Annotated in this window: 23 protein-coding genes; 9 read left to right on the forward strand and 14 right to left on the reverse strand. The window is 65.3% G+C overall.

Features of this window, described 5'->3' with window-relative positions; genetic code table 11:
• The 4 genes from MU553_RS00470 (at nucleotide 1) to MU553_RS00485 (ending at nucleotide 4566) form a co-directional block, all read left to right on the forward strand.
• Nucleotides 1-1896: a NosD domain-containing protein gene (locus tag MU553_RS00470; RefSeq protein ID WP_247373066.1), complete on the forward strand. Its 1896-nt coding sequence runs from the start codon at nucleotides 1-3 to the stop codon at nucleotides 1894-1896.
• A complete protein-coding gene (locus MU553_RS00475; protein ID WP_247373068.1) occupies nucleotides 1893-2651 on the forward strand; it encodes an ABC transporter ATP-binding protein in 759 nt (252 codons plus the stop codon). The genes MU553_RS00470 and MU553_RS00475 overlap by 4 nt, the downstream gene beginning before the upstream one ends.
• Nucleotides 2648-3466, forward strand: coding sequence for an ABC transporter permease subunit (locus tag MU553_RS00480; RefSeq protein ID WP_247373070.1), 819 nt, complete (start codon nucleotides 2648-2650; stop codon nucleotides 3464-3466). The genes MU553_RS00475 and MU553_RS00480 overlap by 4 nt, the downstream gene beginning before the upstream one ends.
• Nucleotides 3467-3576: 110 nt before the next feature.
• A complete protein-coding gene (locus MU553_RS00485; protein WP_247373072.1) occupies nucleotides 3577-4566 on the forward strand; it encodes an alpha/beta fold hydrolase in 990 nt (329 codons plus the stop codon).
• Between the two features lie 180 nt (nucleotides 4567-4746).
• Here the strand turns inward: MU553_RS00485 and MU553_RS00490 are convergent, their stop codons facing one another.
• The 3 genes from MU553_RS00490 to MU553_RS00500 form a co-directional block, all read right to left on the reverse strand.
• A complete protein-coding gene (locus MU553_RS00490) occupies nucleotides 4747-5130 on the reverse strand; it encodes a Zn-ribbon domain-containing OB-fold protein (RefSeq protein ID WP_247373084.1) in 384 nt (127 codons plus the stop codon).
• The gene (locus MU553_RS00495) at nucleotides 5127-6293 is read right to left on the reverse strand and encodes a thiolase domain-containing protein (RefSeq protein WP_247373086.1); all 1167 of its coding nucleotides are present in this window, start codon (nucleotides 6291-6293) and stop codon (nucleotides 5127-5129) included. Before MU553_RS00495 ends, MU553_RS00490 begins: the two co-directional genes overlap by 4 nt.
• A gap of 117 nt (nucleotides 6294-6410) precedes the next feature.
• Nucleotides 6411-6692: a DUF7111 family protein gene (locus MU553_RS00500; protein WP_247373089.1), complete on the reverse strand. Its 282-nt coding sequence runs from the start codon at nucleotides 6690-6692 to the stop codon at nucleotides 6411-6413.
• Between the two features lie 200 nt (nucleotides 6693-6892).
• Between MU553_RS00500 and MU553_RS00505 the strand changes: the two genes are divergently transcribed.
• The 4 genes from MU553_RS00505 to MU553_RS00520 all read left to right on the forward strand — a co-directional run bounded on the left by MU553_RS00505 (nucleotide 6893) and on the right by MU553_RS00520 (nucleotide 10407).
• Nucleotides 6893-7975 (forward strand): S1C family serine protease, encoded by a 1083-nt coding sequence (locus MU553_RS00505; protein WP_247373091.1) that lies wholly within the window; start codon nucleotides 6893-6895, stop codon nucleotides 7973-7975.
• A 55-nt stretch (nucleotides 7976-8030) separates the two neighbouring features.
• Nucleotides 8031-9254, forward strand: coding sequence for an FAD-dependent oxidoreductase (locus MU553_RS00510; protein WP_247373093.1), 1224 nt, complete (start codon nucleotides 8031-8033; stop codon nucleotides 9252-9254).
• An 81-nt stretch (nucleotides 9255-9335) separates the two neighbouring features.
• Entirely contained in the window at nucleotides 9336-10064 is a 729-nt protein-coding gene (locus tag MU553_RS00515) for a DICT sensory domain-containing protein (protein WP_247373095.1), read from the forward strand.
• 58 nt (nucleotides 10065-10122) lie between these two features.
• Nucleotides 10123-10407: a PadR family transcriptional regulator gene (locus MU553_RS00520; protein ID WP_247373097.1), complete on the forward strand. Its 285-nt coding sequence runs from the start codon at nucleotides 10123-10125 to the stop codon at nucleotides 10405-10407.
• 18 nt (nucleotides 10408-10425) lie between these two features.
• On the opposite strand, the gene MU553_RS00525 is transcribed toward MU553_RS00520, so the two are convergent.
• The 5 genes from MU553_RS00525 to MU553_RS00545 form a co-directional block, all read right to left on the reverse strand.
• On the reverse strand, nucleotides 10426-10677 hold the full coding sequence (locus tag MU553_RS00525) for a hypothetical protein (RefSeq protein ID WP_247373099.1): 252 nt from the start codon (nucleotides 10675-10677) through the stop codon (nucleotides 10426-10428).
• Between the two features lie 13 nt (nucleotides 10678-10690).
• The gene (locus MU553_RS00530) at nucleotides 10691-11029 is read right to left on the reverse strand and encodes a hypothetical protein (protein ID WP_247373112.1); all 339 of its coding nucleotides are present in this window, start codon (nucleotides 11027-11029) and stop codon (nucleotides 10691-10693) included.
• A 103-nt stretch (nucleotides 11030-11132) separates the two neighbouring features.
• Entirely contained in the window at nucleotides 11133-11687 is a 555-nt protein-coding gene (locus MU553_RS00535; RefSeq protein WP_247373114.1) for a metal-dependent hydrolase, read from the reverse strand.
• An 88-nt stretch (nucleotides 11688-11775) separates the two neighbouring features.
• Nucleotides 11776-12441, reverse strand: a complete 666-nt coding sequence (locus MU553_RS00540) for a helix-turn-helix domain-containing protein (protein WP_247373116.1) — start codon at nucleotides 12439-12441, stop codon at nucleotides 11776-11778.
• Nucleotides 12442-12527: 86 nt separating this feature from the next.
• A complete protein-coding gene (locus MU553_RS00545; RefSeq protein WP_247373119.1) occupies nucleotides 12528-12860 on the reverse strand; it encodes a hypothetical protein in 333 nt (110 codons plus the stop codon).
• 125 nt (nucleotides 12861-12985) lie between these two features.
• Between MU553_RS00545 and MU553_RS00550 the strand changes: the two genes are divergently transcribed.
• On the forward strand, nucleotides 12986-13153 hold the full coding sequence (locus MU553_RS00550) for a hypothetical protein (protein WP_247373121.1): 168 nt from the start codon (nucleotides 12986-12988) through the stop codon (nucleotides 13151-13153).
• A gap of 30 nt (nucleotides 13154-13183) precedes the next feature.
• Here MU553_RS00550 and MU553_RS00555 read toward each other — a convergent pair whose 3' ends face one another.
• The 6 genes from MU553_RS00555 to MU553_RS00580 all read right to left on the reverse strand — a co-directional run bounded on the left by MU553_RS00555 (nucleotide 13184) and on the right by MU553_RS00580 (nucleotide 18451).
• Nucleotides 13184-14326: an acyl-CoA dehydrogenase gene (locus MU553_RS00555; RefSeq protein ID WP_247373123.1), complete on the reverse strand. Its 1143-nt coding sequence runs from the start codon at nucleotides 14324-14326 to the stop codon at nucleotides 13184-13186.
• Between the two features lie 72 nt (nucleotides 14327-14398).
• A complete protein-coding gene (locus tag MU553_RS00560; RefSeq protein WP_247373125.1) occupies nucleotides 14399-15727 on the reverse strand; it encodes a PAS domain-containing sensor histidine kinase in 1329 nt (442 codons plus the stop codon).
• An 82-nt stretch (nucleotides 15728-15809) separates the two neighbouring features.
• The gene (locus tag MU553_RS00565) at nucleotides 15810-16859 is read right to left on the reverse strand and encodes an ATP-binding protein (RefSeq protein WP_247373127.1); all 1050 of its coding nucleotides are present in this window, start codon (nucleotides 16857-16859) and stop codon (nucleotides 15810-15812) included.
• On the reverse strand, nucleotides 16856-17308 hold the full coding sequence (locus MU553_RS00570; protein WP_247373129.1) for an anti-sigma regulatory factor: 453 nt from the start codon (nucleotides 17306-17308) through the stop codon (nucleotides 16856-16858). Before MU553_RS00570 ends, MU553_RS00565 begins: the two co-directional genes overlap by 4 nt.
• Nucleotides 17301-17684 carry an STAS domain-containing protein gene (locus tag MU553_RS00575; protein WP_247373141.1) on the reverse strand — a complete coding sequence of 128 codons (384 nt, stop codon included), beginning with the start codon at nucleotides 17682-17684 and terminating at the stop codon, nucleotides 17301-17303. The genes MU553_RS00570 and MU553_RS00575 overlap by 8 nt, the downstream gene beginning before the upstream one ends.
• Complete coding sequence (locus tag MU553_RS00580) at nucleotides 17684-18451, reverse strand: PAS domain S-box protein (RefSeq protein ID WP_247373143.1); 768 nt, start codon at nucleotides 18449-18451, stop codon at nucleotides 17684-17686. The genes MU553_RS00575 and MU553_RS00580 overlap by 1 nt, the downstream gene beginning before the upstream one ends.
• Between the last annotated feature and the right edge of the window lie 6 nt (nucleotides 18452-18457).

Below are 18457 nucleotides of genomic sequence, written 5' to 3' on the forward strand. Positions count from 1 at the left end.
ATGTACGTGAAGTACGTCCTCGGTGGCCTGCTGGCTGTGCTGGTGGTGATGGCGACCGGGTTCGCCGTCACGCCGACCCTCGACCAGCGCGTCTCACCGGTGTCGTTCGACGAGACGCTGACGCTCGGCCTGACGGGCGTCGACGTGCAGGAAGCCCAGGACGAGGGCTACAGCATTCCGCAAGCCGAGGTGTTCTACTCGCAGTACCAGTACGTCATCGGCTACTACGGCGTCGGCCAGGCCGCCGACCACCTCAGTGAGAGGGGAACGAATCAGCAGTTCGGCCGGCCGTTAGCCGTGTTCGTGACCGATTACGCGAACGCGGACCCGGCGCTGACGAGCGACGACTATCTCGTCGCCCGGAACGAGATCGACGTCGGGTGGGTGTCGGCGCGCAACGCGCATTTCGTCGTCGACAGCCGGGCGCGGACGCCCGGCGGTGCCGCGGTCGTCCCCTTCGGATCGGAAGCGGCTGCGCAGTCGTTCGCGAGCGAGTACGGCGGGACGGTCGTCGGCTGGAACGAACTCCTGAGTCGGACCGGCCGCCAGGGTGCGGACGCCGAACAGCGACTCGACGCCATCGTGACGAACCGCACGGCGTGGGCCGACGAACAGGTCAGCGAGACCGAGACGCTCGACGATCGGCCGGTTTCGGTCGTCGTGGGCGAGGACGCGCCGACCCTCGCCGCGGCGATCGAGCAGGCGCCGCCCAACACGACCGTCGAACTGCCGGCCGGCACCTACGACGCCAATCTAACGGTTCGGAAGCCGGTGACGATCTCCGGGGTCGGCAACGAGACCCACGTCGAGGGACCGGGGACCGGGACCGTCCTGAACTTCCGGGCGCCGCGATCGGCGGTCACCGACCTGCAGATTTCGGGCGTTGGGCCCAACGGCTCCCGATCGATCGCCGACGTTGGCGACGACGAGTGGGACGCCCGCATCCGGGTGGCCTACGGCAGCGGCGACTCGGCGATCCGGTTCGACAACGCGACCGGGTCGCTCGTCTCGGGCGTTCACGTCGACACCCAGGCGACGGGCGTCATCATGCGCAACAGTCCCGGCACTGTCGTTCGTGACACGACCGTCCGAGGGAGCGAGGAATGGGCCGACGGGTTCATGGGCGTCCTGGCGATGTACGATCCAGTCGTCGTCCAGAACACCTCAATCCACGGCGGTCGCGACGGCGTCTACACCCATCGCGCTGAAGGGATCGTCGTCAGGGACAGCCGGATGGTGGACCTGCGGTACGGCGTCCACGAGATGTACACCTCCGGTGCGCTCGTCGCGAACAACACCATGCGAGAGACGAACGCGGGCGTCATCGTCATGACTCGGCCGCGGGGCAACGTCCTGCTCGGAAACGACGTTCGCCGGAGCGACATCGGCCTCTCGGTCGCCGGCACCTCCTCGTTCATCGTCGACAACGTCGCCGTGAACAACGAGATCGGCATCTCGATCGGGGCGACCCGGTCGCTGGCCAGGGAAAACGTCGTCGTCCGGAACGGCCTCGGCATCAGAGCGGACACGCTGATGCCCTCGAACGAGGTGATCGAAAACGACATCGTCGACAACGAGGTCCAGGTCGGTGCAGTCCGCGGCCCAGTTCGCATCTGGACCGACGAGCGGGGCAACTACTGGGGACCGCTCCCGGGTCGTGACGAGGACGGCGACGGCACGCTCGACACCGCCCACCATCCGACGGGAGACATCGAAGGCGCCCTGCTGGAAGCCGACGGCGTACTCACCCTCCGGGAATCGCCCGCGGTCGGTATGCTCCGGACCCTGCAGGACGCCGTCCCCGGCCTTCGGGAGAGCGGCATCGTCGACAACGCGCCGCTCGTGGAGCCGACCCATCCCCAGACGCTCGCCAAACTGAACGCAACACACCCATGACAGACACAGTTGGACTCGACGTGGAAGCAGTCACCGTCAGTTTCGGCGACCTCACCGTCATCGAGGACGTCTCGTTCGGGGTCGACCCCGGGACAGTCACCTGTCTCATCGGCCCGAACGGGTCCGGCAAGACCACGCTCTTGCGCGTCATCACCGGACTGCTCCAGCCCGATTCCGGGACCGTGACCAGGCCGACGACCGGCGCGCGCCCCGTCGGCTATCTCGCGCAGGCACCGGCCTTCCGCTCGCAGTTCTCCGTCCGCGAGACGCTGTCGTTCTACGCCGACCTCGTCGGCGAGGACGTCGATTCGGACTCGGCCATGGAGCGAGTGGGGCTCGGCGGCGTCCGCGACCGTCGCGTCGAGGCGCTGTCCGGCGGGATGACGCGCCTGCTCGGCATCGCGCAGGCGACCATCGGCGATCCCGGGTTGCTCGTGCTCGACGAGCCCTCCAGCGGCCTGGACCCGATGATGAGCCACCACATCACGGAGACGATCGCCGAGTTGGCCGACGAGGGCGCAGCGGTCATCGTCGCCACGCACGACCTCGGGGCGGTCTCGCGCATCGCCGACGACACAGTCCTCATCGACCGCGGACACGTCGCGGCGACGGGAGCGCCCAACGAGTTGCTCGCCGACACGGGGGCGAGCGACCTCGAAGAAGCGATGTCGGCGCTAGTCAGCCACGAGGGCGACGAAGTCGCGACGCGAACGGCGCAGTCACCGCGCGCAAACGGCGAGGGGGGAGACGCATGAACGCGCGCAAGGCGGCGCGGACGACGGCGGTTTTCGCCCAGCGCGAGTTCGAGACGCTCCTCCGGACCAAAACCATCGCCGTCCTCGCGCTCGGGTATCTCGTCGTCCTACTCGGCCTCGTCGTAGGGGCCGGAACCAGCGGCTATCTCCCCCTCACGCTCGATCTCATGCGACCGGCCGAAGTGCTCGTCCCCATCCTCGCCTTTGCCTTCGGCTACCGGGCGATCATGGCCGACGCGGAGCGCGGCGAACTCGAAACGATCCGCACGTATCCGATCTCACGCCCCACGTTCGTGGCCGGCGTCTACCTCGGCCGCCTCGCGGGCTTCCTCTCCGTCGTCCTGGCACCGCTGCTGATCGCCGGCGCACTCGTGGCCTTCACCCCGACCGAGCAGGTGACGGTCATCGCGGCCCACGAGACCATCGACACGCCGGCGATCTACCTCCGGTTCGTCACGCTGACTGCGGGGTTCGGCGTCGTGACGCTCGCCATCGCGACCGCTGTCTCCGCCGTCGCGCGCTCGACGCGAGAGGCGCTCGCCCTGGTCTCGATCCTGTTCATCTCGCTCGTCATCGGCTTCGACGCGTCCATCGTCGCCGCGCTCTCCGGCGGCATCATCTCGCCGGGCCAGGTTGAACCGCTGCTCGCGTTCAGCCCGAACAGCGCGTACCGGGGCCTGGTGTTGACGCTCGCCGTCGGCGAAGCGTTCACGCGGGGCGCGGCCGCTGGCTCTCCGGCGACGAACGTGTTCGGACTGCTCTCCTGGTTCGTCGTCTCACTGGCCGTCGCCGTCCGCACGGTCTGGGACACCTGATAGGTTCGAGCGCACTGGAGCGCTCCCTCGAGCCTCACTCAGCTACTGAAAAACGTCAGCGTCCCTGATCAGTCACCACGTATAAGCGCTTGTCTGCCGTTGGTCGAGACATGAAGCTCCGTAAGCTCGTCGCAGGGATCGGTGGGGGTATCGGGCTGACCGCGGGGGTCAACAGACTACTGGGCATGCGAGCCAGCGAGTTGGAACCGCCGCTCGACGGCAAACAGGGCACCTACCGCTGGCGCGGGTTCGACGTCGGCTACACCGAGGCCGGCGATCCCGACGCCCCCGACCTGGTGTGTCTCCACGGCGTGAACGCGTCGGGAAGCAGCCACGAGTTCCGCGGCGTCTTCGACGCGCTCGCCGAGGAGTATCACGTCATCGCGCCCGACCTCCCTGGCTTCGGCCGGTCGGATCGCCCACCACTGCTGTACTCCGGGTCGCTGTACAGCACCTTCGTCGAGGACTTCCTTTCGGAGATGGCCGACGAACCCCGAGTGCTGGCTTCGTCGCTCTCGGGCGCGTACGCAGCGGTCGCCGCCCAGAGCGTCGCCGTCGACGAACTCGTGTTGATCTGCCCGACTGCGGAGACGATGCCGGGGCGTCGCGTCTGGCTCCGTTCGCTGTTGCGCGCGCCGGTCGTCGGCGAGGCGCTGTTCAACGTCATCACGAGCAAGCGCTCCATCCGGTACTTCAACGCCGACCACGGCTACTACGACGCCGACAACATCACCGACGACCTCGTCGAGTACCAGTGGCAAACTGCCCACCAGCCCGGGAGCCGATTCGCCCCCGCCTCGTTCATCGCCGGCTTCCTGGACCCGGACGTCGACCTGGGGGCCGTCCTCTCGAACGTGCACGCGCCCGTGACGCTCGTCTGGGGCCGTCAGGCCAAGACCACGCCCCTGGAAGGCGGCGAGCGGCTCGCAGAAGCCGCGAACGCGCGCCTCGTCGTGTTCGACGAGGCGGACCTCCAGCCCCACGTCGAACACCCGGACCAGTTCGTCCGCCAGGTCGTCCGCGGGGAAAACCTCCCCGGCGCGATGACCGACATCGAGATCGAAGAGGTGGGCGGCGAGGACGCGACGACGCGAGAGTAGCCAACAGAGCAGGCCACCGCTCCGAAGGCTGATCGCCGTCCTTGCTGGTATCGGTGCTGTGAGCGTCGCCATCGCCCTCGGCCCATCGGTTATTGCCGTCCATCTCGAAATTGCACGCGTCGGAGAAGCAGAACGTCACTCAGAGAGAGCAGCGAAAGAAAACGAGAGACGGGCGACTGATTACCGCGGTTCGAAGGCGATCAGTCGCTCTTCGTTGGTAACCGTCTCGCTGACGCCGATGCCGACGACGTCACCGGTCTCGACGTCTTCGGGGTCGACGTCCGTGATCTGGCCGGTGATCGAAACCGGGCCGAAGTCGGCGATCGCAGTCACGTAGGGGGCGTCGTCCTCGAACTGCGGCGTTGGGACTGTCACTACGGTGTAGGTCGAGATTTCGCCGGACTCTGGGAGCGGTTCCTCCGAGAGTTCTTGTGAGCCACACTGCGGACAGGCCAGTCGCGGCGGGAGCGACCCGTGGCCGTTCTCACACTCCAGATAGTACCCCTCACCGTCTTCGATGGCGTCGAGCAGGTCGTCGTACTCGCCGTCTCGTGCGTCAGTCATTCTCGCACCTCCATAACGTGAACAGTTGCACTCGCGACCGTGCCACCCGCGTTGTGGGCCAGCGCGGTCGTCGCGTCCTCGACGGCGTCGGCTCGCTGGTGGCGTCCCTCCAGCAGTTTCGTGAGCGAGACGATCTGAGCGACGCCGGTCGCACCGACCGGGTGCCCCTTCGCCTTCAGCCCGCCCGAGAGGTTCACCGGCAGGTCGCCCTCGCGGGTCGTCTCACCGCGGGCGGCCGCACCGATACCCTCGCCGTACTCGTAGAGGCCGAGGCCTTCGAGCGCCAGGACCTCGGCGATCGTGAAGCAGTCGTGGACTTCCAGGAAATCGACGTCGTCCGACGAGATGCCTGCGTCGGCGTAGGCCTCATCGGCGGCGGCCTCGGTCGCCGGTGCGCGGGCGTGGTACTGGCGGTCCTGCAGTGCCAGTTTGTCGCCACCCTGGCCGGTGCCGGTGACGGCGACGGACGCGTCGAGGTCGTTCTCCTCGGCGTACTCCTCGCTGGCGATGATGGCGGCGCTCGCGCCATCGGTGATGGGACAGGAGTCGTACAGGCCGAGCGGGTCGGCGATGGTCGGGGCGTCGAGCGCGTCCTCGACGGTGATCTCCTGGCGCATCTGCGCGTACTCGTTGGGGAGGGCGTGCTCGTGGTTCTTGACGGCGATCGCGGCGAGGTCCTCGCGGGAGCCGCCGTACTCCTCGAAGTACGCGCGAGCCATCAGGGCGTACGCGCCGGGGAACGTCATCCCCGAGCGGATCTCGTAGAGGTCGTCGGCCGCGATAGAGAGCGCGTCCGTCGCGCCGGCAGTCCCGATGTTGGTCATTCGCTCGGCACCACCGACCATGACGACGTCGGATTCGCCGTTGCGGACCGTCTTGACGGCTTCGCGGACGGCGACGCCGCTCGAGGCACAGGCGGATTCGTAGCGCGTCGCGGGAACGTCGAGGCCGACGGCTTCGGCCATCAACGGGCCCTGGTGGCCCTGGTGTTCCGCCAGTTCGCCCATGAAATTGCCATAGAAGAGTTCCTCGACGTCGTCGGGGTCGACGCCCGCGTCGTCGAGGGCGGCCAGCCCCGCTTCGGCGAACAGATCACGTCCCGTTCGCTCGGGATGTTTGCCGAAGTGGGTGAGGCCGATGCCGGCTACGCGTGGGTCTGACATCACTCACCGGTAGGGGTCTTTCAGCATTTATGTTTGCCGGTGACGAGTGGTATCAGACGCGATATGGGTTCGGTTCGTGGAACCTCGTTCAATCACCGTCGGGCGGTTTCGATCGGATTACATCCCCATGTCCGCCGCGGGGTCCGGTATCGGGAGGTCGTGGGGGGCGACGCCGAGCAGCTCGGCGGCGTGATCGAGGGCCATGTCGAACCCGTAGTAGCGTTCGAGTTCGTCCCCGTCGGGCGCTGGACGGACCTTGAGCATGGCGTAGCCATCGACGTTCTGTGCGATGGCGGCGGTCGCACCCTCACGCGCGAAACTGAGCACGCGCTCTTCGGCCGTCTCGTAGTAGCGAGCCGTGATACCGTCCGCGGTTAGCTCGGCGTCGGCGTCGGTCATGACCGGTCGTATGGAGGGGACGGGGTCGTACCTGTCGATCTCCGACCGTCTGTCACCACCGCTGACCCGTCGGCAATTCGCCAGCGTTCCGTTTGGCCGAGGTTATCGACAGTAAGACCAGGGAACGGAGACATTTGACCGCGCCAAAGCAACAAAACGATTGCAGTCCGCTAACCGTTTCTGACCCGTGTGGGATACTCATGAAGTGCCGAATTTGGGGCGTTCTCCTGGTCGTGGTAGTCGCGAGCACCGGTGTCGGGACCGGGGTCGCAACTGGTCGGCAGGCCACACCCCAGCAGGCCGGCTGCGACTACGTCTCGCTCTACGACGAGACGATCGACTCCGTCGTGTCGATCCAGACGCCGATCGGACAGGGGTCGGGATTCGTCTACCGGAAGGGAGACGTGAACGACAGCAGTTACGTCGTCACGAACGCACACGTGGTCGGCGACGCCGAGGAAGTGCTCGTCAGGTTCAGTCAGGGGCAAACGGTGGCCGGAACCGTCGTCGGCAGCGACGTGTTCGCGGACCTCGCAGTCGTGCGGGTCAACCAGACCCCGGGGTACGCAGACGCGCTTGCAGTGGCAGAACAAACGCCGCCACACGGGCAGAAGGTCGCCGCGCTCGGAAACCCCTTCGGCCTCGAGGAGACGATTACGCACGGGATCATCAGCGGCGTCAATCGGACGCTCCCGACGGTGTTCGGCTTTTCGATCCCGAGCGTCGTGCAGACGGACACCCCGATCAGTCCGGGGAACAGCGGTGGACCGCTGGTCACCTGTCAGGGCGAGGTGGTCGGGATCAATACGGCCGGTATCGCGAGCGCCGGGGCCGAGAACATCGGGTTCGCCGTCCCGAGCACGGTCATCGACGCCGTCGTTCCCACGCTGACCAGGACCGGCGAGTACGAACACGGGTTCCTCGGCGTCTCGACCACGCAGGTGACCCCGCCCCTCGTCGCGGCCAACAACTTCTCCGTCTCGGAGGGCGCGTACGTCGTCTCGACGGTCCAGGGCACGCCGGCGGCAGACAAGCTCCGGGGTGCCTCCCAGTTCACGTTCGTGAACGGGACGCGCGTCCCCGTCGGCGGTGACGTCATCGTCTCTGTCGACGGACGGGACGTCGATTCCGGCGAAGTGCTGACGAGTTACCTGTTCACGCACGTTCGCGCCGGTGAGAACGTGACGCTGACGGTCGTGCGCGACGGCGAGCGCCGGCAGGTGAACGTGACGCTGGCCGAACGGCCTGAACTCCCCGAGCAACAGCCGCCCGTCACCGGGTAGCAATCGGGGCGCTCTCGCCGTCATTCACATTCCCGTCGACACCGAACCACGAGGTATGCGACAGACTGACGTACTCGTCGTCGGTGGCGGAGCCACCGGGGCCGGCGTCGCTCGCGACCTTGCGCTCCGCGGGCTAGACGTCACGCTCGTCGAGCGCGGCGGGCTCTCGGCCGGCACCACCGGTCGCACCCACGGCCTCTTGCACAGCGGCGCCCGCTACGCGGAGTCGGACCGCGCGGGTGCAGTCGAGTGCATCGAGGAGACTCGCATACTCAAACAGATCGCCGGCGCGTGCGTGCGGGACACTGGCGGCTTTTTCGTCCAACTCGCCGAGGACGATCCGGCGTACTTCGCCGAGAAGCGAGCCGCCTGTGAGGACCTCGGGATTCCGACCGAAGTCGTAGACAGTGCAGCGGCCCGTGAGGACGTTCCGGGGCTCGCGGAAGCCGCAGAGCGAGTGCTCAGGGTTCCCGACGGGGTGATCTACCCGTCGCGACTGGTCGCCGCGAACGCGGAGGACGCGCGCAGGCACGGTGCCACGATACTGACCGGGGCGCCCGTCCAACGGATCGACATCGAGGGCGGACAGATCACGGGAGTCGCCGTCGGCGGGAACGTCGACGAGACGGTTGCGCCGGAATACGTCGTGAACGCGGCGGGGGCATGGGCGGGCTCCGTCGCCCGGATGGCTGGACTCACGGTGGAGATGCGGCCGACGAAGGGACTCATGATCGCAGTCGAGTACGAGGGTCTCGGACCGGTGTTGAACAGGTGTCGGCCGCCAGCCGACGGCGACATCATCGTCCCGCACGAGAGCGAGGTCGTCCTCGGCACGACGAGCGTTCCGGTCGACGATCCCGACGACTTCCGTCGAGACGAGTGGGAAATCGAGACGGTGTTCGACGAGTGTGCGAAGCTGCTTCCGGGCGTCACGGATGCGGACCCACGTCGCTCGTGGTGGGGCGTTCGCCCGCTGTACGAACCAGCGGAAGCCGACCGCGAGGGACGGGGAATCTCACGCGGCTACGTCTGCCTCGACCACGCGACAGACGGCGTCGAGAACGCGGCGAGTATCGTCGGCGGAAAGCTAACTACCTACCGGGCGATGGCCGAGGTGACAGCCGATCTGGTCTGTGACCGGCTCGCCGTCGATGCGGAGTGTCGCACGGCCGACGAGCGGCTCCCGGCCGCTGACGACCCCGCTCGACTGGACGAGTTCGTGGCGACCTTCGACGGACAGGGGCCGGCCGACGAGGACGTCGGTGCCGAGCGCCCGTGACCGGCCGTGGGACCTCCGGCGGGACGACTGCCGAGTCCGGGCGCGTTTTTATTAGCGCGACGCCTACAGGTTTAGTGGGCGATGAGTTTCCGGGAGATCATCGACTCTGTCAACGGGTCGCGAAACACGATAACCCTGTTCAACGTCGACGCACCACCGAGGGCCGTCGAACAGGTGGCGAACTATCTCGAACCCCAGCAGGTCCGCTTCGTCAGCGACACGTCCGAGAAGGGGCGGCCGACGAACTTCGTGGTCCTTCACGACGACGGCGAGTTCGTCGCCGCCTCGGACTTCCGCGACGTGTACTCGCACGTCGACATCGAGACGGGGCTCCACACGGCGACGGAACTGGGCGAGTTCGAGTATCCAGACGTGCTCCGACACGTCGACGACACGACGTTCTCGGAGTTCGGGAAGCGACGGATGATTATCGCCTCCCGGGAGATCGAAAAGCGGGCCTGGGACGTGGGCGACGGCCAACTCCACACGGGGTTCCAGCGCCTCTCCCTCGTCGAGAGCCAGCACCGCATCTACCGGAAACTCGGCGAGAGTGAGGTCGAGACGCACGTGTACGGCGTGTCCGACGCTGCCGTCTCCGACGCCATCGACGTGAACGTCCACGGGATCGACAGCGACGAGATCGCGCGCTCGTGGTTCGTCCTCTTCGACGGCGACGGAGACGACCGGGAGAAGTGCGGCTTGCTCGCACAGGAAGTGGGAGAGAACGTCTACAGCGGCTTCTGGACGTACCGCGCGGGTCTGGTCGACGAAATGCTGGCGCACCTGACTGCGACGCACCGCAGTCGGTGAGCAGTTAGCGGAGCGTCGAATAGAAAGACCCGTATCGGCGCGGTGTCGTCGTTCGGACATGAGCCGGTGGCTCCAGAGCGGGACCCGCCGCGACATCTGTGTGCTCATCGCGGGCGCAGACGACGCGGCCATTCCCGCCCAAAAACTCAAGACGCGCCTCGAACGCCACTACGACAGCCGCATCGAGCCCAAACGGTTCTACGGCTCGCTCGAAGACCTCGAACGGAAGGGCTTCGTCGAGTCTCGGACCGAGGGGCTCACTGACGTGTACACACTGACCGACGCGGGACACCGCAGACTACAGACCCACTACGAGTGGATGCGCGACACGCTCGAAAACTGACGGCACGGAACACCGCGCTCAACTCAGTCGTTCGATCAGTTCTTCGGCCTTCGCGGCCGCCGTGGACTCGTCGGTGTAGACGGTCGGCTCGAACTCGCGCTCGACGTTCGACGAGCAGTCACACTCGATTCGATAGTGGAGACGAATCCCCTGGACGGCGGCCGCGACTGCGACCGTCACGTCGTCTGTCGGGGAGTGATAGGCGACGCGATCCGGTTCGGTCGTCACGTCCCACCCGGTCGGCAAATCGATGTCGAATGGATCGCTCATGGATCACCGCCTCCTATCCCTGTCGTTGCACGTCGCCCGGTGATCGGGGCAGACGAGTCGGGTCCGCGTCGAACAGCGACCCCTTCCATCGATACACGTGTGACGTCGAATAGACGACCAGTTCTTCCCAGACGGGATCGTCGTCCCGCGGCGCCGTCGGAAGGTCGCCGAGGTTGTCGTACCGCACCCGATGCGTCTCGGGATGGCGCGGCGTCCCCTCGGTGACCCGATGAAACCCGGCGACGAACTGTTCGTTCCCGAGTGCGTCCGTGACGAGTCGCCGGACGGACCGCGACTCGCCGTCCGTACCGACCCGCTCGTTCGATGCCGACTCGCGAGTCCGGATCTCCATGACTATGTCTCTCGATGGACTACGACTCCGGAAGTGATTGGGTTCGATATGCAATCCTTTAAACTGGTAACGCTGGCGTGTCAGCCGGTGCTGACCCGTCCGCCTACACGTCCGTAAGTCGGTACGAATGGTCGGTCGGGTCTGTGACGGTTGCGACGACGACGTGGAGGAGCACGGCAACGGCCAGGAGCCCAGCGTTCCACACCGGGGAGTTGTACCAGATCACGTCGACGGCCCACGGCTTGTCGAAGAACGGCCAGAATGGCTCGATCGGCGTTGCGATGTCCGGCGCCGAGAGCATGTCTGCGAACAGGTGGCTCAAGCCACCGAGCAGGAACGCGACGAGTGCGAACCCGAACAGCTTACCGGAGGTAAACCGTTCGCTCTGCAACCAGCGGTCGATCGGGTCGGTAAACAGAGCAGCGACGATGCCACCGAAGACGACACTCAGCCCTGCGACGAAGACGACGGTGTGGGTGACGCCGTGATGATGGACCATCGCCGGGAACAGTCTGTGTAGCCAGAGGTCAACGTCGGGGAGGAGCGCCGTCGGGACGACCACGCCGACGAACGCGAGCGCAACTCGCTTCTTCCAGATGAACCACGCCGGAAGGGCCCACAGGAGCCCCATCGCTACGTGCCCCATGATATCAACCATGAGTGACAGGAATTGGCCTGCTATCCGGAAAACGACACGGCCTGTGTGTGCAAGTCAGCCAGCGATCAGATGCAGTGACCCAGTGGTGTCACAGGTCGTCCCGAAGAGCGGAGTCCTTAGCGATGGTGTTAGCGATCAGCGTGTCCACGGCACGGCGGACCCGCTGTGAGACTGCCGAGTCCGAGATGCCGAGTTCCGCCGCGAGATCAGCTTGACTGACCGCTCGTGGCACCTTGAAGTATCCGGCCTCGAAGGCAGTCAGCAGCGTCTCCCGCTGGCTCTCTCGCAGGTACACGTCCGTCTCGCGGTTCGGCTCGGTCTGATAGAGCCGTTCCAGCGTGTACTCGATGTCGTGTGTGACACAGAAGTCCCGGAAGGCCGCCAGCGTTTCGCGGTCGGGGACCTGCAGTTTGACCTGCCAGCCGCGATTCCGACTCCGCATTTCCAGCACCATCCCACCGAGTTCGGCGACGCGCGGGGAGACGATCGTCACCTTGTCAGTCAGCGTGAGCCGGTAGATGCGGAACTCCTCGCCCTCGGAGAGAGTGAGCGGCTCTTCGACGGTGGGATCGGTTTCGAGGGCGGCGTCGAACGCTTCGAAGTCGGTGGATTCGACGTGAACGAAGAGTCGCTGCTGGTCCGGGTCCATCGCCGGTTGGGACTCGATTCGGACGCTCGCATCGGGGTTCTCGTCGATGGTCGGTGCCAGCACGAGGTCTGGCGAAGAGAGGAACAGCTCGGAGATGGCCAACATCACAGTCGCTAGTCGGGTCGCCCTTTAGACCGTTCCGACTCCCGTCCGGGGAGCGGAGAGAAGGGATGCGAGGGATCGAATCAGCGTCAGGCCTCGGGAAGCACGTCGGGCGATCGCGGCAGTCGCTCCGGGCCCGCGTTGAAGCCGACGCCGACCCACCGATAGACGAACGACTCGGTGTAGACGTACAGTTCGTCCCACCCGTCGAGCGGTTGCTCCGGGAGTTCCGCCACAGACGAGAACCGCTGCCACTCGTCGCGCGGCTGTTCGAGCGTCCCGTCGTTCTCGCGATACACGATCGCCTCCGGGACAGCGCCGCGGAGCGCATCGTCGACGAGCGCAGCGAGCGTCGGCGCATCGTCGGCGTCGTCCCGTGCGGGAAGTTCGTCGCCCTGTCCGACCACTGTCTTTCCAGACATGTCTACCCATGACATGGGAGAGCGCTGTAGGAAATCTGTGGGTTCGATAATCAACTTTTTAAGTCAATCTTTCGCGTCGATCGAACGCCCCTGGTGCTTTTGTCGCCTCAGTTACTAGTCAGTACATGGTCGATCGTCGGGTGAACTCACTCGTGAAAATGGTACTGGGCCTGCCCATGGTCTGGGGGATCTTCGCGCTGGGGATCGGGGGCGATGAGAGCATCGCGGCGTCGACGCCGACGTGGCAGGCCGTGTTGTTGATACTCGTCGGCTTCGGTCTACTCGTCGGGTGAAGCGCGTACAAACAGAAAGGGTGAGACCGTTCAGTCCAGGAGTTGCTGGCCGATGGTGTTGCGCAGGACTTCGCTGGTACCCTCGTAGATCTCGTTGAGCTTGGCGTCGCGGTAGAACCGCTCCATGGGGAAGTCCTTCGTGTAGCCGTAGCCGCCGTGGATCTGGATGCCCTCGTTGGCGACCTCGCGGGAGATTTCGGAGGCGTAGAGCTTCGCCTGCGCAGCCTCCTTGATGAAGTTCTCGCCGCGGATCTTCTTGTCAGCCGCGTCGTGCATGAGCAGGCGGGCGGCGCGAATCTTCGTGTCCATGTCGGCGAGTTTGTGCTGAATCGCCTGGAACTCGCCGATGGGCTGGCCGAACTGCTCGCGGTCGCCGGCGTATTTGGCGGCCTCGTCGAGCGCGGCCTGTGCGATCCCGATCGAGCGGGCGGCGATGGTGATGCGGCCGCCGTTGAGCGTCTTCAGCGCGTGGACGAAGCCAGCGCCCTCCTCGTCGAGCAGGCGATCCTCCGGAATGCGCATCTCGTCGAAGCGCAGTTCCGCCGTGGGACAGCCCTTGTCACCGAGTTTCTCCTCCGTGCCTTCGACGATGAAGCCGTCGTCCTCTTCGGGGCGGACGATAAAGGAGGAGATTCCCTTGTTGCCGGCGTCGGGGTCGGTCTTGGCGAACAGGGTGACCGTGTCAGCGACCGAGCCGTTCGAGATCCAGAGTTTACTGCCGTTGATCACGTACTCGTCACCGTCTTTCTCGGCAGTCGTCTCCATCGAGGGAACGTCGGAGCCGGCGCCCGCCTCGGAGAGCGCGAACGCACCGATGTCGTCCCCTTCCGCGAGCGGCGTCAGGTACTCCTCTTTCTGCTCGTCGTTCCCGAACTCGTAGAGCATGTTGCCCGCGAGACTGATGTGAGCGGCGACGATGGTGCCGAGACCTCCCGACCCCCGCGAGATCTCCTCGAGCGCCATCGGATAGGCGTGATAGTCGAGGCCGGCCCCACCGTACTCTTCGGGGAACGGCATTCCCATCAGACCCAGTTCCGCGAGTTCGTCGACGAGGTCCCACGGGAACTCGTCTTTCTTGTCGATTTCGGCGGCCCGCGGTTTGACCTCCTCGTCGACGAACTCCGACACCATGTCCTTGATCTGTCGCTGTTCCTGCGTAAGGCTCAGATCCATATGCGAACAGTAAGAGAAGTCATTCCTTTACTTTTCTCATCTCTGCAACCAAATCTCGGAGGGCCGGTGGTCTCAGGAGTCGGCCCGCGGCAACTGAACGACGAACACCGCCCCGCGGGGCTCGTTGTCACCGGCCTGCGGCCGACTGCCTGCGGAGCGAAGCTCCGATCTGTCACCGGCCTGCGGCCGGTTTCCTGAGGGACTGCGTCCCTCTCTATCCTCCACCCACACGTCTCCACCGTAGTTCGAGACGAGTTGGTTTACAAGATACAGGCCGATCCCCGTTCCCTCGCTGTCGATTGACTGCTCGCCCTTTCCGAAGATCTGCTCTTTACGTTCGTCCGGGACGCCCGGCCCGTCGTCCGCGAACCGGAGTTCGACCGTCTCGTCCCGAACGTCACACGTGATCTCGATGGTCGGGTCGTCGGTGTCGTTGTGCTGGACGGCGTTCTGAAGGAGGTTCCTGAACACCGAACTCAGCATCTCGTTTGCGGTGACGTTCACGGTCGGTACCTCGGTCGTCAGCCTGAACGTCGCGTCCTCGTGGGCGTCGCGCTGGCGTTCGAGTTCGTACGAGAGCATCTCGTCCAGTGAAACCGGTTCGATCTCGGGCTCTTCGGGCCCGGTAAGCGTCTCGACGAACTCGCGTGCGTCGTCCGTGAGACTGATGATGTGATCGCTCGTGGTGAGGATGTTCTCGATGGCTCGCTCACCCTCCTCACCGACGAGCCGCTCCAGCCGTTCGGCCCACGACCGGATGATCTGCATGTCGTTGCTGATGTCGTGTCTGACGACGCGATTGAGCGCTTCGAGTTCCTCGTTGCGCGTTTCGAGGCGCTCCTCGTACTCTTTGAGTTCGGTGATGTCGATGACACCGCCCCTGAATCCCGAGCAGACACCTTTGTCGTACAGCGGTTTCGCGTTGTCCGACACCCACCGGATCTCGCCGTCCCGCCGCCGAACCCGGTATTCGAAGTTTTCGAGTGCCTCGCCCTCACGGAGCGCCGCTTTGTACTCCTCGAACCGGTCCTGGTCGACGAAGACGTCCTCGCTGACGTCGCTGACTGCCCGTTGCAGTGCTGCCGGTGATTCGTATCCGAGCACGTCGGCCATCGACTGGTTCGCCATGACGTAGCGGTGGCCATCGGGCGTCGTCTTGTATATCCCTTCGACGGCGTTCTCGAACAGGGACCGATACCGTTCCTCTGCTTCCTCCAGTTCGAGCGTCAACGCGACCATCCCCTCGTTCGTCTCTTCCAGTTCGGCCCGGAGTTCCGACACCTGGTCGCGCTGGGCAGTGATCTGTTCGGCAGCGTCCGTCAGGAGGTCAGCGACTGTGCCGTCGTGCTCCTCCGCGGCAGCCGTCAGTCGATCCCCGAGATCGTCCGTCGTATCCGACATTCGTCCTATACTTGCCCCTCGTCCGAGCACAGTAAAGCATCCGGAATCGTTCCAGCCTCGTCACGAGCGCTGCGTATCCGCGTCACGACTCCGGTACGGGCTCGTCCGGCCCAGCCGTCGCCACGACGACCGTGGCGTCGTCGTGGTCCTTTCCCAACTGCGCGAGTAACTTCCGTGCCGTGACTGTCGCCGGTTCCTGGAAGAGAGCGTCGTACTCCGCCCAGTCCCAGTGTGAGACCATCCCGTCGGAGAACAGGACCATTCGAGAGTCTGGCGTCCACGAGCTGGTGGTGACGACGGGATCGGGGCCGTTACTGCCGAGAACGCCCCGCCGCGGCACGATACTCAGGTCCGCTGGCCCGTCAACCTTGCAATTGATGTTCCCGACGCTCGCGAACGTGACCGACTCTGCAGCCCAGTCGAAGCGAGCGAGGGCCATGACGACCCCACGCGTCCCCCGGCAGGCGCGCTCGGTCCCGGTAAAGATCGACTCCATCGACCGATCGTAGTGGCGCTCGACGTACCCTTTGGCTGCTATCGCAGCGTCGTGGGCCTTCGGTCCGTGTCCCAGACCGTCGATGACGCCGACGAGCGCCGTATCGTTCCAGCGTTTGATGATGAAACTATCGCCGTTGGACGTCCCCGGTGACTTCGGGCGGGACGCGGCACCGAACCCCAGCGGACACGGAGTGGTCGCCTCGTACGTTGGTCGGAGCCACCGGTCGGCCACGACGTGCGTTCCGTAGTCGGGTTCCCCGGGTGCTGCCACCGTCACCTGATCCATGAGTCGGTTGACGGCCCCGAGTCCACGCCCGAGGGTGCCGACCGTCGACGCTCCGTCCGCGAACGCCGCATCGACGTCGTCGATCCCCGGTCCCGCGTCGAGGGACTCGATCCGCACGCCGTCTCGGTCGTCGTCCGTCACGTGCTCGATCGTCACCTCGCCGGTACCTGCGTGTTTGAGGACGTTCGTCGACAGCTCCGCGGCGACGATGCCGACCTCCGCGGCGCCCGTCTCGTCGAATCCGACGTCAGTCGCCACGTCTTCGGCGGCCTTGCGGACGAGTACCTCGTCCCCGTCCTGGGCTACCGTTTCCCGGACCGTCCGTTCGGTGTCGACGTCGGCAGTCATTTGAGCCACTTCCGTATCGTGACCGTCGTCCCCTTGGCCGCGCTGCTGGCGATCCCGAACTCGTCCATGAGCTTTTTCGTCCCCTGGATACCGCGGCCCATGCCGTCGGACGTCGAGTACTCGGCGCGCAACACGCCCTCGACGTCGTCGATTCCGGGGCCGTCGTCGTCGAACGTCAGTTCGATCCCCGACCTGGAGCCGTCCTGTAGCTCGGACCACTCCATGACGCCCTCGTCGGCGTAGAGGTGGATGTTCCGTGCGAGTTCCGAGACCGCAGTCACCGTCCGGGTCACGTCCGTAATGCTGAACCCGATCTCTTGGGCGATCTCCCGTGCCGTTTTTCGCGCCTGCAGAATGTCGTTTTCCGACTGAATCTGGACGGACCCCGAACGGAGGACGTCTCCATCGAACCCATCTAGCTGGGCCGCTGATTCCGTCCGTTCATTCATTGCGTTCCTCCGGGACGTCCGCCTGAATCCCGAGTAGTGAGAGCGCGTGGTCCGTGCTGCGGGCAGTTTCGATCTCGCCGAGATCGAAACCCAGTTCGGCCGCAGTGATCGCGACGCTCGGACGCATCCCGACGACGATCGCTTCGCCGCCCATCAGCGACACCATGCTCGCCGTCTCGGAGATAACCCGGGCGAAAAACGAGTCCAGCGTCGTCACTTCGGAAATGTCGAGGACGACGCCACGTGGCTGGGCTGTCTCCATCGTTTCGAGGACGTCTCGCTGGAGCTCGTCGACGGCCTGGTCTGTCGGCCGGGTCGGGAACGTCGCGACCAGCACGTCGAACACCTGCGTGACCGCTGTCGACTGTTCGGCCATCAGTTGAAGTCCACTCCCTGCCACGAGAGCGCGACGCGGAGGCCTTCCATCAGCGACGACTGCGTTTCGATGTCGTTGAGTTCGACGCCCAGTTGCACGAGAGTCTGCGCGATGTCGGGGCTAATCCCCGTGATGACGACGTTCGCACCGAGGAGGTTGACGGCGTTGATGGTGTCGATGAGGTGCTGGGCCGTCGCCGTATCCAGCGCCGAGACGCCCGTGATGTCGATCAGCGCGACTGCCGCTTCCACCTCGACGATCTGTTGGAGCAGGTCTTCGGTCAACCTCTCGGCTTTCTGGGTGTCCAGCGAGCCGACGATGGTCGTCAGGATGACGCCGCTCCAGATCTCGACGACCGGCATCGAGAGGTCTCTGATCTCGTTGGCCATCTCACGCAGTCGACGCTCGTTTTCGAGCCGATCCGTGATGTCCCGGGCGATCCCGACGATCGCCTCGAGGTCGCCGTCGCGTTCGATCGGCGCGGCCGACAGCTCGTAGACCATCTCTTTGCCACCCTTGGTTTCGAGCTTGGCCTGAACCGCGCTCCGGCGTCGCTCGTCTATCGCCGTCTCGATGGCTTCGTCGACGGCCTCCCGATCGTCACCGGAGAACAGTTCCCTCGGCTCCATCGACCCGAGTTCCTCGTCGTCGTAGCCGGTTATCTCGGGTAACTGTTCGTTCCACTCCAGAAAGTCACCGTCCACCGAGAACACGTACAAGATGTCTTCTAACTCGTCGATACCAGTCGAAAGTAACTCGCCGCTCATACGGTC

The sequence above is a fragment of the Halorientalis brevis genome (assembly GCF_023077655.1).

Bases quoted from the DNA above. Each gene is read 5' to 3' on its own strand.
- MU553_RS00570 (WP_247373129.1), bottom strand. From the start codon at position 17,308: ATGAATGAACGGACGGAATCAGCGGCCCAGCTAGATGGGTTCGATGGA.
- MU553_RS00550 (WP_247373121.1), top strand. From the start codon at position 12,986: ATGGTCGATCGTCGGGTGAACTCACTCGTGAAAATGGTACTGGGCCTG.
- MU553_RS00475 (WP_247373068.1), top strand. From the start codon at position 1,893: ATGACAGACACAGTTGGACTCGACGTGGAAGCAGTCACCGTCAGTTTC.
- MU553_RS00470 (WP_247373066.1), top strand. From the start codon at position 1: ATGTACGTGAAGTACGTCCTCGGTGGCCTGCTGGCTGTGCTGGTGGTG.
- MU553_RS00575 (WP_247373141.1), bottom strand. From the start codon at position 17,684: ATGGCCGAACAGTCGACAGCGGTCACGCAGGTGTTCGACGTGCTGGTC.
- MU553_RS00530 (WP_247373112.1), bottom strand. From the start codon at position 11,029: ATGGAGATCCGGACTCGCGAGTCGGCATCGAACGAGCGGGTCGGTACG.
- MU553_RS00505 (WP_247373091.1), top strand. From the start codon at position 6,893: ATGAAGTGCCGAATTTGGGGCGTTCTCCTGGTCGTGGTAGTCGCGAGC.
- MU553_RS00565 (WP_247373127.1), bottom strand. From the start codon at position 16,859: ATGACTGCCGACGTCGACACCGAACGGACGGTCCGGGAAACGGTAGCC.
- MU553_RS00495 (WP_247373086.1), bottom strand. From the start codon at position 6,293: ATGTCAGACCCACGCGTAGCCGGCATCGGCCTCACCCACTTCGGCAAA.
- MU553_RS00560 (WP_247373125.1), bottom strand. From the start codon at position 15,727: ATGTCGGATACGACGGACGATCTCGGGGATCGACTGACGGCTGCCGCG.
- MU553_RS00540 (WP_247373116.1), bottom strand. From the start codon at position 12,441: ATGTTGGCCATCTCCGAGCTGTTCCTCTCTTCGCCAGACCTCGTGCTG.
- MU553_RS00515 (WP_247373095.1), top strand. From the start codon at position 9,336: ATGAGTTTCCGGGAGATCATCGACTCTGTCAACGGGTCGCGAAACACG.
- MU553_RS00545 (WP_247373119.1), bottom strand. From the start codon at position 12,860: ATGTCTGGAAAGACAGTGGTCGGACAGGGCGACGAACTTCCCGCACGG.
- MU553_RS00580 (WP_247373143.1), bottom strand. From the start codon at position 18,451: ATGAGCGGCGAGTTACTTTCGACTGGTATCGACGAGTTAGAAGACATC.
- MU553_RS00520 (WP_247373097.1), top strand. From the start codon at position 10,123: ATGAGCCGGTGGCTCCAGAGCGGGACCCGCCGCGACATCTGTGTGCTC.
- MU553_RS00525 (WP_247373099.1), bottom strand. From the start codon at position 10,677: ATGAGCGATCCATTCGACATCGATTTGCCGACCGGGTGGGACGTGACG.
- MU553_RS00490 (WP_247373084.1), bottom strand. From the start codon at position 5,130: ATGACTGACGCACGAGACGGCGAGTACGACGACCTGCTCGACGCCATC.
- MU553_RS00510 (WP_247373093.1), top strand. From the start codon at position 8,031: ATGCGACAGACTGACGTACTCGTCGTCGGTGGCGGAGCCACCGGGGCC.
- MU553_RS00535 (WP_247373114.1), bottom strand. From the start codon at position 11,687: ATGGTTGATATCATGGGGCACGTAGCGATGGGGCTCCTGTGGGCCCTT.
- MU553_RS00480 (WP_247373070.1), top strand. From the start codon at position 2,648: ATGAACGCGCGCAAGGCGGCGCGGACGACGGCGGTTTTCGCCCAGCGC.
- MU553_RS00485 (WP_247373072.1), top strand. From the start codon at position 3,577: ATGAAGCTCCGTAAGCTCGTCGCAGGGATCGGTGGGGGTATCGGGCTG.
- MU553_RS00500 (WP_247373089.1), bottom strand. From the start codon at position 6,692: ATGACCGACGCCGACGCCGAGCTAACCGCGGACGGTATCACGGCTCGC.
- MU553_RS00555 (WP_247373123.1), bottom strand. From the start codon at position 14,326: ATGGATCTGAGCCTTACGCAGGAACAGCGACAGATCAAGGACATGGTG.